Origin of the sequence: Pseudomonas fildesensis (genome assembly GCF_001050345.1) — a bacterium.
Classification (GTDB): domain Bacteria; phylum Pseudomonadota; class Gammaproteobacteria; order Pseudomonadales; family Pseudomonadaceae; genus Aquipseudomonas; species Aquipseudomonas fildesensis.
In genome coordinates this window covers 85,876-100,100 of sequence record NZ_LFMW01000021.1, presented here as the reverse complement: position 1 = coordinate 100,100, position 14,225 = coordinate 85,876, and the positions used below count along the sequence as shown (strand labels likewise).

The following is a 14,225-nucleotide window of genomic DNA, read 5'->3' as shown; positions in this document are numbered from 1 at the left end:
TTGGCCTCGACGTCCGTGTACTGGTAAAGAGCCATCACGTCGAGCGAGCCGGGTGAATCATAAGGCAATGTCCGACGCCTGTCCCGCCGGGCATTTCCTAAAAACACTAAGGCAATGGATTACAGGCAGGTCGCGAGTGCGGCAAGACGTCGCTTGGCAGGCATAGTGTCTTCGGCCGCGTAGTAATTCACCGTCGAGCCGGCACCCGCCGTGCGGACGTCGACAAAGTAGTCGCCACCGGTGGTGTAAACCGTAAAGCCGCCCGCCTCTGCCGGCTCCTTGAAGCCGCCCGCGTCAACGCCAAACACCGCTTCATCCTGCCAGCCGAACTGGATGCATTGGGCGACCAACAGCGGGGTTTTGTCCGACGCCAGGGTTTTGTAGGGGGTGCCGGAGCGTGCTTCTTTCATTTTCGAACCGGCGCAACCCGCCAGTGCAGCCAGTACCAACGCGCCAATTACTACTTTGCGCATGCCATCGCCTCCTTGGAAAAAAACGCGACTCTACCATTAGCAGGCGACACTCAAGGATTATTACGTCACCCTGTCGCCTACTTACGAGCTCGCTTCTACCTGGAAAACCGATGACACCCAACGCCGAACGCTACAACCCGTCCACCGACTACGCCGACAAGCTGGTTAGCCGCATCGGCCAGACACCTTCGTGGATCGCCAAGCGTATCGGCGTCACCGACAAGCGGATTCGCTACATCCTTGATGGCGAGCGCACGGTGAAAGGCGAAAGCACGCCAATCCAGATGACCTACACCGAACAGTTTGCGCTGGAATGCCTGGCGGCCGAGGCGAAAGCCAAAAAGAAGCCGGCACCTGCTGCAGAATGAATTTAGTTTCACTGTGAAGGGAGGACCGGCCACCGATACTGGCCAGGCTCATTTTTAGAAGTCTCCCTTCTGCCCGCCCTCCCGCGGGCTTTTTTTCGCCCCCGGTTTGCTGGCGAAAAATGTACAGGCGCTGTGTTTATCCTGGTGCCCGCATAACCGTTGACGATCATCGTCGGCAGTAAAACGATCAGAGCCACCAGCGAAACAGGTAGAACAACGCCATGCTCAACAGCACGGTGAGCAATACATTACGCGTCCAGTACATCAACGCCACCGCACAGATAGCCGCCAGCAGATAAGGGTTGGCCGGGCTCAGGTTGAGCTGGTGGTCGGTGAGGAAAATAATCGGTCCGCAAATCGCCGTGAGCATGCCCGGCACGGCAAAACCGAGAAACTCCCGCGCGCCACGATTGAGCCGCACCGGCAGGCGCGGTTCGAGAAACAGGTAGCGGTTGAGAAAGACCGCCAGGCCCATGGCCACAATCATGATGTAGATCATCGCTGCCCCACTCCCAGTCGTTTGCAGGCAAACCCTGCGCTCATCCCCAATACGCCCGACACCACCACCGCCGACTCCCAGTGCAGGAAGCTCAGCCACACCGAAAACAGCAACGACACCGCCACGCAGACCACCGTTGGAATATCCCGCACCACCGGAGTGATCAGTGCGATAAAGGTCGCGGCGATGGAAAATTCCAGGCCCAGTTGGTCCAGGCCCGGAATGCTGCTGCCCAGCACGATGCCGGCCAGGGTGAACAGGTTCCAGATGATATAGAACGTCAGGCCGACGCCCAGGGCGTACCAGCGATTGAAGGTCTCACGGTCATAGTGGCTGACCAGCGCGAAGAATTCGTCGGTCAACAGAAACCCTAGGCTCATGCGCCAGCGGGCGTTGAGTGGCGACACAATCGGGCGCAGGTGCATGCCGTAGAGCAAATGCTGGGAGGTCAGCAGCAACGTGGTCAGCACAATCGAAATCAGGCTCGCGCCACTCTTGACCATCCCAATTGCCACCAACTGCGCGGCACCGGCAAACACGATGGCGGACAGGCCCTGGGCTTGCAGCGGGGTGAATTGCGCATCGATGGCCATGGAACCGGCGAGCAGCCCCCACGGCGCACAAGCCAGGGATAACGGAATAACAGCAATCGCGCCACGGGCGAACGCGTAATGAGGCAAGGCAGTAGACATGGAAACGGCTCATCGACAGACAGTCGACAAGCATGACAGCGTTTTCAGCGGGCTGTCTTGAACGATATTGCTCAGGCGAGCCGGACCGACACCTGCTCCACCGAGTCCCGCGCTTCACGCAGTTCGTGGGCGTCTTGGTTGAGCCGGTGAATGGTGTTGAGCAAGCGCTGGCGCAGCACCTCATCGCCGAGTTTTTCGACGGCGCGCATCAGGTCAAACGCCGCGGTTTCATTATTTTCCGCGACGGAATCCAGGGTCTTGCGCAGGTTGCGAGTGGCACGGGTCACGCGGGTTCTTCCTTCATCAGCGATGGGTAGGCACTTTAGGACATTCATGTTTCATTTTAATTTCAATCACTTGTGGCGGATTTCACGGAGATTGATCCACATCAATCGAAACAGCGTTTGACCTAAACATATGGAAATACGTATATTCGAATAACCATATATACAAAGGCCCTGGCCATGTCAGACCTCTTCTCTCCTCCCACCCTGTTCAAATGCCTCGCCGATGCCACCCGGGCGCGTCTGACGTTATTGATCCTGCGCGAAGGCGAACTTTGCGTGTGCGAGCTGATCCATGCTCTGGACGACAGCCAGCCGAAAATATCCCGACATCTCGCGCAACTGCGCGGTTGCGGGTTGCTGCTGGATCGCCGTCAGGGGCAATGGATCTACTACCGCATCAATCCGACACTGCCCGACTGGGTAACTCAGGTGCTGGACACCACCCTGCAAGCCAATCAGCCCTGGTTACACAGCGATGCGCAGCGTCTTGAGGCCATGGGCGACAGACCACAACGGGCCAGCGCCTGCTGCTGAACCATCGGAGCGTTTATTCATGCTTGTCGCCATAGCGATTTTTATCTTCACGCTTGTGCTGGTCATTTGGCAGCCCAAGGGCCTGGGCGTCGGCTGGAGCGCCACGATGGGCGCGATACTGGCCCTGGCCTGCGGCGTGATCAGCCTCGCGGACATCCCGGTGGTATGGCACATCATCTGGAACGCCACCGGCACCTTTGTCGCGCTCATCATCATCAGCCTGTTGCTCGATGAAGCGGGGTTCTTCGCCTGGACCGCGCTGCATGTGGCGCGCTGGGGGCGTGGGCGCGGCCGCCGCCTGTTTGCCTATATGGTATTGCTGGGGGCGTTGGTGTCGGCGCTGTTTGCAAACGACGGCGCGGCGCTGATCCTCACGCCTATCGTGATGTCGATGCTGCTGGCCCTGCGCTTTTCCCCGGCGGCAACCCTGGCGTTCGTCATGGGCGCGGGGTTTATCGCTGACACGGCGAGCCTGCCGCTGGTGGTGTCGAACCTGGTGAACATCGTTTCGGCGGACTACTTCAAGATTGGCTTCAACGAATACGCCGCCGTCATGGTCCCGGTGAACTTCGTCAGCGTCGCCGCCACGCTGGCGGTGTTGCTGTGGTTTTTCCGCCGTGATATTCCGCAGACCTACGACCCGGCCGACCTGGCGGACCCCGCCAGTGCGATCCACGACCGCGCGACCTTTCGCGCCGGCTGGTGGGTGCTGGGCATCCTGCTGATCGGCTGTTTTGCCCTGGAACCCCTGGGCATTCCCATCAGCGCGATTTCTGCGGTATGCGCCGTGCTCCTGCTGGTGATCGCTGCCAAAGGTCACACGATTTCCACGCGTAAAGTGCTGAAGGAAGCCCCCTGGCAGATCGTGATCTTTTCCCTAGGCATGTACCTGGTGGTCTACGGCCTGCGTAACGCCGGCCTCACCACTTACCTGGCAACCTGGCTCGACACCTTTGCCACCTACGGCGTGTGGGGCGCGACCATGGGCACCGGTGTGCTGACGGCCTTGCTGTCCTCGGCGATGAACAACCTGCCGACCGTGTTGATCGGCGCGCTGTCGATCGAGTCCAGCCATGCCGTGGGCGTGGTCAAGGACGCAATGATCTACGCCAACGTGATCGGCAGCGACCTGGGCCCGAAAATCACCCCTATCGGCAGCCTCGCCACCTTGCTGTGGCTGCATATCCTGGCGCGCAAAGGCATCACCATCACCTGGGGTTACTACTTCAAGGTCGGGATCGTACTGACCTTGCCGGTGCTGCTGGTCACCCTCGCCGCCCTCGCCTTGCGCCTGACGCTCTGAAGGAGCCCTGTGATGAAAGTCCTGTTCATGTGTACCGCCAACAGCTGCCGCAGCATTTTGTCCGAAGCGGTGTTCAACCACCTGGCGCCCGAGGGTTTCATAGCGATCAGCTCCGGCAGTTTCCCCAAGGGCCAGGTGTTGCCCCGTAGCTTGAGCACGTTGCAGGCTGCCGGTATCAGCACCGAGGGCTTGTACAGCAAGGGCAATGACGCCTTTGAAGGCAACCCGCCGGATCTGGTGATCACGGTGTGCGACAAGGCCGCCGGCGAAGCCTGCCCAGTGTATTTCGGGCCCGCGACGAAGGCGCATTGGGGGCTGGAAGATCCGTCTGAAATACAAGGCGACGAGGCGAGCGTTGAAGCCGCTTTCAACGCCACGCTGGAAACCATTAAAAGCCGCTGTCGGGCGTTTTTCGCCCTGCCCTTTGCCGACCTCAGCCCTGCTGAACTGAAGGCTGAACTCGACCGTATCGCCGTGTTGTAGCCGGAGAATGCAATGACCACCCTGCCAAATCTCGACACCCTCCTTTCAACACCCTTGCATACCGGGCCGGCGCATCCGCCGCGCATCCTGCTGCTCTACGGCTCCACACGCGCCCGTTCGTTCAGCCGCCTGCTGGTGGAAGAAGCCGCGCGCCTGCTACGCCACTTCGGCGCCGACACGCGGATATTCAACCCGTCCGGCTTGCCGCTGCCTGACGACGCGCCAAACGACCATCCCAAGGTCCAGGAGCTGTTGGAGCTGATGCAATGGTCCGAAGGCCAGGTGTGGTGCTCGCCTGAGCGACATGGCTCGATGTCGGCGGTGTTCAAGGCGCAGCTCGACTGGGTGCCGCTGGCGCTCGGTGCCGTACGCCCGACCCAAGGCAAGACGTTGGCGGTGATGCAAGTGTCCGGCGGTTCCCAATCCTTCAACACCGTCAACCAGCTTCGCGTGTTGGGGCGCTGGATGCGCATGTTCACCATCCCCAATCAATCGTCGGTGCCCAAGGCGTTCATGGAGTTCGACGAAACGGACCGCATGAAGCCTTCGGCCCTCTACGACCGCGTCGTGGATGTGATGGAGGAGTTGGTGAAATTCACCCTGCTGCTGCGTGAGCGCCCGGACCTGGTGGACCGTTACTCGGAACGCAAGGAAAGCGCCGATGAGCTGTCGCAGCGGGTCAATCAACGGTCGATCTGAGCCCCTCTGGCGGCGTATGCTCTTGCCCAACCTTTCACCGAGCCGAATCGATGAGCGTCATGCAACACGCCTGGTTGGGCAATTATGAAGTCAGCTCCACCACTTGCACCGGCCTGACCTTTGCCCGCCACAGCCATGACGAATGCGTGATCGGCGCGAACCTGGTCGGCGAGGAAAAGGTCTGGCTGGACCGCCGCGAGTTCGACGCCGGGCCGGGCAGCATTACTGTGTACCACCCCGGGCAGATTCAGGGCGGCGGTGCAGCAGATGGCGCGCCCTGGCAGTTTGTCAGCCTGTACGCCACGGCAGATCAGTTGGCCGCTGACCTGGGGCTGGTGCACCTGGAGTTTGACCGTTCGCAGTGCTTTCAACCCGACCTCGCGCAGCGCCTGGCAGATGCGGTGAAAGGCGCCTTGAGCAGCGATGCCCTGGTTCGTGAGCGGTATGAAGAAGCGTTGGTGCTGCTGTTGGCTGAAGTGGTCAAGCTCAGTGGTGTGCGCCTGCCCGCCAGTACAACCACCGGCAAACACATGATCACCCGCGCCCAGGAATTGCTCGCCGCGCACCTGCATGAGTCGCTGCCCCTGGACCACCTCGGCGATCAGCTGGGGCTGTCCAAATTTCACCTGCTACGCGCTTTCCAGAAGGAGACCGGGCTGAGCCCCAGGCAATGGGCCATGCAACTACGCACACTGCCCGTCATCATTTAAAGGAGCGCGGGTATGCTGACGATCTTTTTTTACGCACTGGTATTCGGTTTTGTGTTTTGCCTGTCTCCCGGCGCCGTGCTGGCGGAGACCCTGCGCCGTGGCTTGCTCCACGGTTTCACCCCGGCCCTGCTGGTGCAGATAGGCTCGCTGGTGGGCGATGCTGTATGGGCTGTGATCGGCCTCACCGGCATCGCCCTGCTGATCCAGCATGACGCCGTGCGCGTGCCGCTGACCATCGCGTGTGCGCTGTACCTGGCTTGGCTGGGTGTGCGCAGCCTGATCGACGCCTGGCGCTTGCCCGAGCCAGGCGACGCACCCGCGAGCTCCCGGCAAAACGCGTTGGCGGTGGGCGCGGCAATTTCCCTGGCCAACCCGAAAAACATTGTTTATTGGGGCGCGTTGGGTAGCGCTTTATCCGGCATCGTCGGCGCCACGCCCAGCCACGGGCAGACGCTGATGTTTTTTGCCGGGTTCATGTTGGCCTCTGTGCTGTCGTGCTTTCTGATTGCAGCGCTGGTGAACCTGTTACGCCAGAACGCGTCACCGACCTGGCAGCGCATCAGTTATGCGCTCTGCGGTTTGGTGTTGATCTATCTGGCGATACTCGCAGCCCTTGGCATATGAACTTATATATCCGGCAACTCGGGAGTGCCTCTTGCCTGAATAAACTCTGAACAACAAAGATTTTAATTAATCATGCGTTGACATTTTGTAACTGCCTAAGTAGATTGCCCCTGCCCGCAACTGGGGCCTTTTTTAAACCTCACAAAAGAAGCCAATGGACACAGTATCTAGTCGCTGTCCGAGCACCGCCTCTGCGGGCGTCGGGCAACAAACCCAGAATATGACAGGACTCGCCTTCCAGGTCCGGTAAGCTGCGCTAGAGCTTGATGCTCCACCGTAACTGCCTCGCCGGTCGCCCGTCCGGTCCCGAGGTGTGTTATGACCTTCCAACTCCTTGCTTTGCCCGATGTACGTACACTGGCCGCAGCCCTGCGCGCCAAGCTGTGCCGCGAGCCCGCAGGCTTTTCCCCTGCCCGCGTGGCCTTTGCCACACCCTCCCCTCAAGTGCGCCCGGCTCACCCGCTGGCGCACTGGCGTATTTGCCCAACCACTGGCCAACTGCAGCAGCACTGGGATCACACCGACACGCAAGACCCACAGAGACCGAAGGTTTCCAGCCTGGCGCAAGCTAGCCTGTTGCTCGGTCTTTACGTGAGCGCTCGCGCCGCTTAACCCGGCTGGAAACAGCAACTTCCTTATTGATGTTCTGGAGTTCTTTATGAACCAATCCAGTAGTAGCCCGCTGCGCGCAAGTTAATTAACGCGCTGTTAGCGGGCCCTATAAAAGTTATTCAACACCCTATTTGAACCGATCGCGAAGTCCGCGGCTCGGCATGCTTTCGCTCGCCTGTATTCAGGTAAGTACCGGGTATGTTTTGTCGAGAATTGGCGACAGGAGTACAGACAATGAGCGCCGTAAAAAACACGCCACTGCACAAGAAAAAGGGCACCGACGCCGACACCAGGCTGTCGATGCGTGCCGCCCGCGAAGCCCACAACGGCCTGTCGGCCACCCTGGCCAACGTACGCGCCACCCAGGATGGCCTGACCGAGCTGGACGCCTCTGCCCGTCTGCTACGGGAAGGCCACAACGAAGTCGCCCATGACAAGCCGCCTCACGCCATCGTCCAGTTCCTGCAGGCACTGAACAACCCGTTTATCTACGTGCTGTTGACCCTGGCGGCCATCAGTTTCTTCACCGACATCTGGCTGCCGATGCAGGATGGCGAAGAGGTCGATCCGACCAAAGTCATTATCATCATGCTCATGGTCCTGCTCAGCAGCCTGCTGCGCTTCTGGCAGGAACACCGCTCGGCCAAATCCGCCGAAGCCTTGAAAGCCATGGTGCGCACCACCGCAACCGTGCTGCGCCGCGAGCAAATGGGCAGCCAGCCGACCCTGCGTGAAGTACCGATGCGCGAGCTGGTGGCCGGCGACATCGTGCAGCTGTCCGCCGGCGACATGATCCCGGCCGACATCCGCCTGATCGAATCCCGTGATCTGTTTATCAGCCAGGCCGTGCTGACCGGCGAAGCCTTGCCGGTCGAGAAGTACGACACCTTGGGCGATGTCACGCAAAAATCCGCCGCACCGCTCGCCGCCGATCAAGGCAACCTGCTGGACCTGCCGAACATCTGCTTTATGGGCACCAACGTGGTCAGCGGCCGGGCGAAAGCCGTGGTGGTAGCGACCGGGCCGCGCACCTACTTTGGCTCGCTGGCCAAAGCGATTGTCGGCTCCCGCTCGCAAACCGCCTTCGACCGTGGCGTGAACAGCGTCAGCTGGCTACTGATCCGCTTCATGCTGGTGATGGTGCCGATCGTGTTCTTCCTCAACGGGTTCTCCAAGGGCGACTGGGGCGATGCCTTCCTCTTTGCCTTGGCGGTTGCCGTCGGCCTGACCCCGGAAATGCTGCCGATGATCGTCAGTGCCAACCTGGCCAAGGGCGCCACGGCCATGGCCAAGCGCAAAGTGGTGGTCAAGCGCCTCAACGCAATCCAGAACTTCGGCTCGATGGACGTGCTGTGCACCGACAAGACCGGCACCCTGACCCAGGACAAGATCATCCTTGAGCATCACGTCAACGCCTTCGGCCAGCGCGACGATGCGGTGCTGTCCCTGGCCTGGCTGAACAGCTACCACCAGAGCGGCATGAAGAACCTGATGGACCAGGCCGTGGTGCAGTTCTCGGGGCAGAACCCGAAGTTCCACGTGCCGTTTGCCTACAGCAAGGTCGATGAATTGCCGTTCGACTTCGTACGCCGTCGCCTGTCGATCGTGGTCAAGGACGCGGCTGCCGACCATCTGCTGGTGTGCAAAGGCGCCGTGGAAGAGATGCTGAGCATTTCCACCCATGTGATGGAGGCTGGCACTGCGGTAGCGCTGGACGAACGCCGCCGCCAGGAGTTGCTGGCGATTGCCAACGACTACAACGAAGATGGTTTCCGCGTACTGGTGGTAGCGACCCGCACTATCCCCAAGGCGCTGGCGCGTCAGCAGTACACCACTGCCGATGAGCGCAACCTGGTGATCCAGGGATTCCTGACCTTCCTCGATCCACCGAAGGAAACTGCAGGCCCGGCGATTGCTGCGCTGCAACAAATCGGCGTGGCGGTGAAAGTGCTGACCGGCGACAACGCCGTGGTCACCCGCAAAATCTGCCGCCAGGTCGGCCTCGAACCCGGTCAGCCGCTGCTGGGCGTGGAAATCGAAGCGATGGACGACGCTACCCTGCAGCGCCGCGTGGAAGAACGCACCGTGTTCGCCAAGCTCACACCGCTGCAGAAGTCCCGTGTGCTCAAAGCCCTGCAAGCCAACGGCCATACCGTGGGCTTCCTGGGAGACGGTATCAACGATGCGCCGGCGCTACGCGATGCCGACGTGGGTATCTCGGTGGACAGCGGCACGGACATCGCCAAGGAATCGGCCGACATCATCCTGCTGGAAAAGAGCCTGATGGTGCTGGAAGAAGGCGTGCTCAAGGGCCGTGAAACCTTCGGCAATATCATGAAGTACCTGAACATGACCGCCAGTTCCAACTTCGGCAATGTGTTCTCGGTACTGGTGGCCAGTGCGTTCATTCCTTTCCTGCCGATGCTGTCGATTCACCTGCTGCTGCAAAACCTGATGTACGACATCTCCCAGCTGGCCCTGCCGTGGGACAAGATGGACAAGGAATACCTGGCCAAGCCACGCAAGTGGGATGCGAAAAACATCGGCCGCTTCATGATCTGGATCGGGCCAACCTCGTCGATCTTCGACATCACCACTTTCGCGCTGATGTGGTACGTGTTCGCCGCCAACAGTGTGGAAATGCAGGCCCTGTTCCAGTCCGGCTGGTTTATCGAGGGGCTGCTCTCGCAAACCCTGGTGGTGCACATGTTGCGTACCCGCAAGATCCCGTTCTTCCAGAGCACGGCGGCCTGGCCGGTGCTGATGATGACGGGAGTGGTGATCGCCCTGGGGATCTACGTGCCGTTCTCGCCGCTGGGCAGCCTGGTGGGCCTGCAACCGCTGCCGCTGGCTTACTTCCCATGGCTGGTGGGCACCTTGCTCAGCTACTGCTGCGTCGCCCAACTGATGAAGACGATCTACATCCGCCGCTTCAAGCAGTGGTACTGATCACCCCCGCCGTTTAAACGGTGGCGGTCGCCCGACCGCTACCGTGCATTACAAGGATTTCAACCATGCGCGTCTTGATCTGTGCAGGTCGTCATTACGCCGACACGAAAATGTCTCGCCAAGTGCTGGACGCTTACCACCGCCTGCGTCCGGTGCAGGTATTGATCCACGGCGGCAACCAGTTCCTCGGCAGCGACATCGAGGAATGGGCGCGGGAGATCGGCATCGATGTGGTGCGTTACCCACCCAATTGGCAACGCCACGGCAAGCAGGCGGAACGCCAGCGCAACCATTTCATGCTGACCGACAGCCGCCCCGATGTGGTCATCGCCTTGCCGGGCGGTGATGACACATCCGAGCTGGTCTGCCAGGCCAAAGCCAGCGGCATTTCGGTGCTGACCGTAGAAAGCTGAATTCAAGCGAGGTGCATCATGCACAAAAAACACACCCCGCATCGTCCCGACGGGTTTGCCAAATACCGCGCGCGCAACTATCGAGGGGCTCGGGCCACGCTGCTGCTGTTGCCGCACGCAAAACGGCGCGCGTTGCAGCGTAACCTGGTCTTTATCGGCTTGACCCTGGTCAGCCTGCTGCTTATCGCGGTGTTTTCCACGGCTCATGCAGCGGGTGGCTCGTATGGGGTCGACGACGGCGCCATCAACGCGCCGGGAGCATGCAACGTCGACGCCTGGTACGCCGCCAATCGCCACGATGGCAGTACGCACAACGAAACCCTGTCCCCGGCCTGCACGTTCAGCGCGATGCCTTGGGTGCAGTGGGGCGCGGCGCTGTCACGTGCCACTAACACAGGCGAAGGCGAGACTCAGATCAGCCCGCAGCTCAAGGCGCAGCTGCTGTCGCGGCAAGACCTTGGCCTGGAAATGGCCATCTCCGCCGGGGCGCACTTTGCCCTCGACCGGCAGCACGCATTTGACGGGGCGGATTTCAGTGTGCCGTTGACGTGGCAACCGTGGGAGCCGCTGCGCCTGAATCTGAACGCCGGCTGGACCCATGCCTACAACGACGGCGAGCAAAAACACCGCCTGACCTGGGGCACCGGCTTCGAATACCGAGTGGCGCAATCGCTGACGTTGATTGCCGAGCGCTACGGCCAGGAGGGTGGTGACCAGGCGTGGCAAGCCGGGCCAAGGTTCCACGTCGGGCAGTTTGTCGACGTGGACCTGGTGGTCGGGCGCAGCCTGATCGGTGATCGTGCGCAATGGCTGACCACAGGTGCCACAGTGAGGTTCTAGGCTTTGGTCTGTTGCTCCAGGTGCAGCTGTAATTGCGGGTCGATTTGCAGTTGCCCCGCCAGGTCATCCAAGTAATTGCGCTCCGCGTCCTGCTGGTCGTCCACCAGCATCACACTGGCCAGATACACCTCGGCCGCCACGGCCGGGTCGTGGGCAAACTCGGCAAAATCCGCAGCATCCAGGGGCTTGGCGACTTCGGCGTCGAGCCACTGTTGCAATTGCGGATCGTCGGTATGCTTGCCCAGTTCGGCGGAGATCATTTGGTGCTCTTTTTCATCGATCCGGCCATCGGCTTTGGCCGCAGCGATCAACGCGCGTAACACCGCATGGCTATGGGCTTCGGCTTCGGGGCCCGACAGTTGATCCACGGTCTGCAACGGTTGCTGCGGCGCAGAAGCCTGCTGACGCTGCCAGGTCTGATACGCCTGGAACGCCATCATCCCCAGCGACGCCAGTGCCGCGTAGTTCATCCCGCCGGCACGCCCTCCTTGCGCAGGACGCGTCGCAGACGCACCACCCAGCATGCCGCCCAGGCCGCCCAACAACCCACCCAGACCGCCACCGGCCGAGGCATTGCCGGTGCTGGTGCCTTTCAATAACCCGCCGAGCAGCCCGCCCAGGCCACCGCCCGAGGACGCGCCGCCTGTGTTGCCGGCGCGCAGCAGCTGTTCCAGTAGATCGCTGGTGTTCATGGTGTCACCCTCCGGGGCGCAGTATTGGCGTTCAACAACCATAGCCCGCCACTGCTGGAACAGCATGACCGCCGGGCGGGCACGCCTTATGATGGCGCCAACGCTCCGTTGAGGGATAAAACACGTGCACCGCATCGAACAGATTGTGCTGATGGCGACCTACAACCAATGGATGAACCGCAAGGTCTATGACGCCGCCGGCAAGCTGAGCCACGTAGCGCTGGTCGAGGATCGGCAGGCGTTTTTCAGCTCGATCCTCGGCACGCTGAACCATCTGGTGCTGGGCGATACCGTCTGGCTCAAGCGCTTTGCCGAGCATCCTGCCGGCTATTCGGCGCTTGCCCCTTTGAGCGCCATCACCACGCCCTCCGACTTGAGGCAGTTGGCCTTCGATGATCTGGGCGAACTCTCAACCCGCCGTGCCTGGCTGGATCAACTGATCATCGACTGGGCCCACAGCATCAACGAAGCCGACCTAGACCAGCGCCTGCATTACCACAACATGCGCGGCGCGGCGGCCGACAAACCGTTTTTCAGCCTGATGCTGCACTTTTTCAATCACCAGACCCACCACCGGGGCCAGGTGACGACGCTGCTGACCCAGGCCGGGCACGATGTGGGCGACACGGACCTGCTGGCATTGATCGACTGAACTCAGCGGGCGCTGAACTCGGCATACGCCTGCAGCAAGCGCGGGAAATCCTGTGGTTCGGGCAGTTGCTCGAAGCTTTCGACTGCCGGGGTCGAGGCCCAAGGCAATTTCTCGCAGGTCCAGGTCTCCATAAAGGGCACGTAGACCAGGGCGTTATCGAGCAAGGTCGCACGTACATTGACGAATTCATCGATGCCGTGGGGGCGTGTAAACAGCCAACTCATGCAGTGCGGGCAGCAGTAGTGGCGGTCCACCCCATGCAGGCCTCCAACCACCGGGCAGCCCTGGGTGACGGTGAACGCATTGGCGGGAACCAGCGCGCTGAGGGAGAACGCGCTGGAGGTCATCTTCTGGCATCCGGTGCAATGGCACGCCATCGTAATGACCGGGGCCTGGCTTACGCTGAAGCGCACCCGGTTGCAACGGCAGCCACCTTCTTGCGGCAGGGGTTCGACACTCATCACTCACTCCTTTTTATGATTGGGGTGGTGGCAGGTTAACGTCGCGCCCCCTGATTGAACAGGCACGCGAAAAACCGAACGCTGCCCTGCGAGTGAGGTCGTAAACATAGGTGCCGGGATAAATTGCAGCCCCGCCCTCTCCGCGTGCATCGTGAGTTTGCCGATGCGCGTACCCTATAAGAAGGAGACGCTTACATGGTCACTCACTTCAAGGTCGCCGGGCATCTAGCCTGTGGCCACCATGGCACCAACCTCACGTCCAGCACCGAGCTGAACCGTGTCAAATGCCGAACCTGCCGCAACACCGAAGCCTACAAGGAAGCGCGCCGCACCCAGCGCAACGCCGCTCGCCGTGCCTCCCGCAAAGCCAAAACCCATACCTCCAGCGACTGGCGCAGCGCCTGGACACAACGCCTGACCGACCTGCCCGGGTTGCAGCGCTTGCCACGGGGTTTCAGTGGTCAGCCTTTTGTCTAGTCATTCTGTTTGTTGTGCCGGGCAGGCTTGTTATGGCAGCCCGGCCTCCTGTGGCTAGCGGGCCTGTTGTGGCGAGCGGGCTTGCCCCGCGTTGGGCTGCGCAACAGCCCCTCTTAAAGACACCGCGTTTTAATCAATAAAACTCAGTGTCAGGCTATTAGGGCTGCTTCACAGCCCAACGCGGGGCAAGCCCGCTCGCCACAGACCACTCTGGTCAACGCTACAATTTTTGTTTGAAAGGGCCTGTAGATCACTGATCTATCGAGCTTTTTCATTGATGCATTTGGACAACAAAGCACCCGTCGACCTTGCGCCGAAGCCTCTGGATCTATATATTCCCAACCCTGCTGCACCGCGCTGCCGCCCGAATGGCGAAACTGGTAGACGCATGGGACTTAAAATCCCCCGCTCGTAAGGGCGTCCCGGTTCGATTCCGGGTTCGGGCACCAAATATATC

Annotated in this window: 18 protein-coding genes, 1 tRNA gene and 1 pseudogene; 14 read left to right on the top strand and 6 right to left on the bottom strand. The window is 60.8% G+C overall.

Going from position 1 to position 14,225, the window contains the following annotated elements; all coding sequences use genetic code 11:
• Positions 1-119: 119 nt before the first annotated feature.
• Positions 120-473, bottom strand: coding sequence for a hypothetical protein (locus ACR52_RS24725; protein WP_048730434.1), 354 nt, complete (start codon positions 471-473; stop codon positions 120-122).
• Positions 474-583: 110 nt separating this feature from the next.
• Between ACR52_RS24725 and ACR52_RS24720 the strand changes: the two genes are divergently transcribed.
• Positions 584-841: a hypothetical protein gene (locus ACR52_RS24720; protein WP_048730431.1), complete on the top strand. Its 258-nt coding sequence runs from the start codon at positions 584-586 to the stop codon at positions 839-841.
• A gap of 187 nt (positions 842-1,028) precedes the next feature.
• On the opposite strand, the gene ACR52_RS24715 is transcribed toward ACR52_RS24720, so the two are convergent.
• The 3 genes from ACR52_RS24715 to ACR52_RS24705 all read right to left on the bottom strand — a co-directional run bounded on the left by ACR52_RS24715 (position 1,029) and on the right by ACR52_RS24705 (position 2,319).
• The gene (locus ACR52_RS24715; RefSeq protein ID WP_048730430.1) at positions 1,029-1,340 is read right to left on the bottom strand and encodes an AzlD domain-containing protein; all 312 of its coding nucleotides are present in this window, start codon (positions 1,338-1,340) and stop codon (positions 1,029-1,031) included.
• Complete coding sequence (locus ACR52_RS24710) at positions 1,337-2,032, bottom strand: AzlC family ABC transporter permease (protein ID WP_048730428.1); 696 nt, start codon at positions 2,030-2,032, stop codon at positions 1,337-1,339. The genes ACR52_RS24715 and ACR52_RS24710 overlap by 4 nt, the downstream gene beginning before the upstream one ends.
• 71 nt (positions 2,033-2,103) lie before the next feature.
• On the bottom strand, positions 2,104-2,319 hold the full coding sequence (locus tag ACR52_RS24705; RefSeq protein WP_025856028.1) for a hypothetical protein: 216 nt from the start codon (positions 2,317-2,319) through the stop codon (positions 2,104-2,106).
• A 177-nt stretch (positions 2,320-2,496) separates the two neighbouring features.
• On the opposite strand from ACR52_RS24705, the gene ACR52_RS24700 reads away from it, so the two are divergent.
• The 10 genes and pseudogenes from ACR52_RS24700 to ACR52_RS24655 all read left to right on the top strand — a co-directional run bounded on the left by ACR52_RS24700 (position 2,497) and on the right by ACR52_RS24655 (position 11,486).
• Positions 2,497-2,853: a metalloregulator ArsR/SmtB family transcription factor gene (locus ACR52_RS24700; RefSeq protein ID WP_048730425.1), complete on the top strand. Its 357-nt coding sequence runs from the start codon at positions 2,497-2,499 to the stop codon at positions 2,851-2,853.
• 19 nt (positions 2,854-2,872) lie between these two features.
• Complete coding sequence (locus tag ACR52_RS24695; RefSeq protein ID WP_048730423.1) at positions 2,873-4,156, top strand: arsenic transporter; 1,284 nt, start codon at positions 2,873-2,875, stop codon at positions 4,154-4,156.
• 12 nt (positions 4,157-4,168) lie between these two features.
• Complete coding sequence (locus tag ACR52_RS24690; RefSeq protein ID WP_048730421.1) at positions 4,169-4,639, top strand: arsenate reductase ArsC; 471 nt, start codon at positions 4,169-4,171, stop codon at positions 4,637-4,639.
• A 12-nt stretch (positions 4,640-4,651) separates the two neighbouring features.
• Positions 4,652-5,338, top strand: coding sequence for an arsenical resistance protein ArsH (gene arsH, locus ACR52_RS24685; protein ID WP_048730420.1), 687 nt, complete (start codon positions 4,652-4,654; stop codon positions 5,336-5,338).
• Between the two features lie 50 nt (positions 5,339-5,388).
• Positions 5,389-6,030: pseudogene (locus tag ACR52_RS24680) on the top strand (AraC family ligand binding domain-containing protein); the annotation flags it as partial.
• Between the two features lie 30 nt (positions 6,031-6,060).
• Entirely contained in the window at positions 6,061-6,672 is a 612-nt protein-coding gene (locus tag ACR52_RS24675) for a LysE family transporter (protein ID WP_048730417.1), read from the top strand.
• Positions 6,673-6,990: 318 nt separating this feature from the next.
• Positions 6,991-7,284: a hypothetical protein gene (locus ACR52_RS24670; protein WP_048730415.1), complete on the top strand. Its 294-nt coding sequence runs from the start codon at positions 6,991-6,993 to the stop codon at positions 7,282-7,284.
• Between the two features lie 234 nt (positions 7,285-7,518).
• A complete protein-coding gene (gene mgtA / locus ACR52_RS24665; protein ID WP_048730413.1) occupies positions 7,519-10,233 on the top strand; it encodes a magnesium-translocating P-type ATPase in 2,715 nt (904 codons plus the stop codon).
• 65 nt (positions 10,234-10,298) lie between these two features.
• Positions 10,299-10,646, top strand: coding sequence for a DUF2493 domain-containing protein (locus ACR52_RS24660; RefSeq protein WP_048730411.1), 348 nt, complete (start codon positions 10,299-10,301; stop codon positions 10,644-10,646).
• 18 nt (positions 10,647-10,664) lie between these two features.
• Positions 10,665-11,486 (top strand): hypothetical protein, encoded by an 822-nt coding sequence (locus ACR52_RS24655; RefSeq protein ID WP_048730409.1) that lies wholly within the window; start codon positions 10,665-10,667, stop codon positions 11,484-11,486.
• Here the strand turns inward: ACR52_RS24655 and ACR52_RS24650 are convergent.
• Positions 11,483-12,178, bottom strand: coding sequence for a tellurite resistance TerB family protein (locus ACR52_RS24650; RefSeq protein ID WP_048730641.1), 696 nt, complete (start codon positions 12,176-12,178; stop codon positions 11,483-11,485). The two genes, ACR52_RS24655 and ACR52_RS24650, sit on opposite strands and share 4 nt — an antisense overlap.
• A gap of 124 nt (positions 12,179-12,302) precedes the next feature.
• On the opposite strand from ACR52_RS24650, the gene ACR52_RS24645 reads away from it, so the two are divergent.
• Complete coding sequence (locus ACR52_RS24645; RefSeq protein WP_048730408.1) at positions 12,303-12,830, top strand: DinB family protein; 528 nt, start codon at positions 12,303-12,305, stop codon at positions 12,828-12,830.
• 2 nt (positions 12,831-12,832) lie between these two features.
• Here the strand turns inward: ACR52_RS24645 and ACR52_RS24640 are convergent, their stop codons facing one another.
• Entirely contained in the window at positions 12,833-13,291 is a 459-nt protein-coding gene (locus tag ACR52_RS24640) for a GFA family protein (RefSeq protein ID WP_048730406.1), read from the bottom strand.
• A 195-nt stretch (positions 13,292-13,486) separates the two neighbouring features.
• On the opposite strand from ACR52_RS24640, the gene ACR52_RS24635 reads away from it, so the two are divergent.
• Together ACR52_RS24635 and ACR52_RS24630 are read left to right on the top strand one after the other, a co-directional pair.
• Positions 13,487-13,768, top strand: coding sequence for a hypothetical protein (locus ACR52_RS24635; RefSeq protein WP_048730405.1), 282 nt, complete (start codon positions 13,487-13,489; stop codon positions 13,766-13,768).
• A 362-nt stretch (positions 13,769-14,130) separates the two neighbouring features.
• A tRNA-Leu gene (locus ACR52_RS24630) sits at positions 14,131-14,217 on the top strand.
• Positions 14,218-14,225: the final 8 nt, after the last annotated feature.

What these genes read in the sequence shown, in the direction of transcription:
- arsH (WP_048730420.1), top strand. Translation starts at nt 4,652, where the DNA reads ATGACCACCCTGCCAAATCTCGACACCCTCCTTTCAACACCCTTGCAT.
- ACR52_RS24670 (WP_048730415.1), top strand. Translation starts at nt 6,991, where the DNA reads ATGACCTTCCAACTCCTTGCTTTGCCCGATGTACGTACACTGGCCGCA.
- ACR52_RS24700 (WP_048730425.1), top strand. Translation starts at nt 2,497, where the DNA reads ATGTCAGACCTCTTCTCTCCTCCCACCCTGTTCAAATGCCTCGCCGAT.
- ACR52_RS24715 (WP_048730430.1), bottom strand. Translation starts at nt 1,340, where the DNA reads ATGATCTACATCATGATTGTGGCCATGGGCCTGGCGGTCTTTCTCAAC.
- ACR52_RS24690 (WP_048730421.1), top strand. Translation starts at nt 4,169, where the DNA reads ATGAAAGTCCTGTTCATGTGTACCGCCAACAGCTGCCGCAGCATTTTG.
- ACR52_RS24695 (WP_048730423.1), top strand. Translation starts at nt 2,873, where the DNA reads ATGCTTGTCGCCATAGCGATTTTTATCTTCACGCTTGTGCTGGTCATT.
- ACR52_RS24710 (WP_048730428.1), bottom strand. Translation starts at nt 2,032, where the DNA reads ATGTCTACTGCCTTGCCTCATTACGCGTTCGCCCGTGGCGCGATTGCT.
- mgtA (WP_048730413.1), top strand. Translation starts at nt 7,519, where the DNA reads ATGAGCGCCGTAAAAAACACGCCACTGCACAAGAAAAAGGGCACCGAC.
- ACR52_RS24635 (WP_048730405.1), top strand. Translation starts at nt 13,487, where the DNA reads ATGGTCACTCACTTCAAGGTCGCCGGGCATCTAGCCTGTGGCCACCAT.
- ACR52_RS24725 (WP_048730434.1), bottom strand. Translation starts at nt 473, where the DNA reads ATGCGCAAAGTAGTAATTGGCGCGTTGGTACTGGCTGCACTGGCGGGT.
- ACR52_RS24655 (WP_048730409.1), top strand. Translation starts at nt 10,665, where the DNA reads ATGCACAAAAAACACACCCCGCATCGTCCCGACGGGTTTGCCAAATAC.
- ACR52_RS24660 (WP_048730411.1), top strand. Translation starts at nt 10,299, where the DNA reads ATGCGCGTCTTGATCTGTGCAGGTCGTCATTACGCCGACACGAAAATG.
- ACR52_RS24675 (WP_048730417.1), top strand. Translation starts at nt 6,061, where the DNA reads ATGCTGACGATCTTTTTTTACGCACTGGTATTCGGTTTTGTGTTTTGC.
- ACR52_RS24720 (WP_048730431.1), top strand. Translation starts at nt 584, where the DNA reads ATGACACCCAACGCCGAACGCTACAACCCGTCCACCGACTACGCCGAC.
- ACR52_RS24640 (WP_048730406.1), bottom strand. Translation starts at nt 13,291, where the DNA reads ATGAGTGTCGAACCCCTGCCGCAAGAAGGTGGCTGCCGTTGCAACCGG.
- ACR52_RS24650 (WP_048730641.1), bottom strand. Translation starts at nt 12,178, where the DNA reads ATGAACACCAGCGATCTACTGGAACAGCTGCTGCGCGCCGGCAACACA.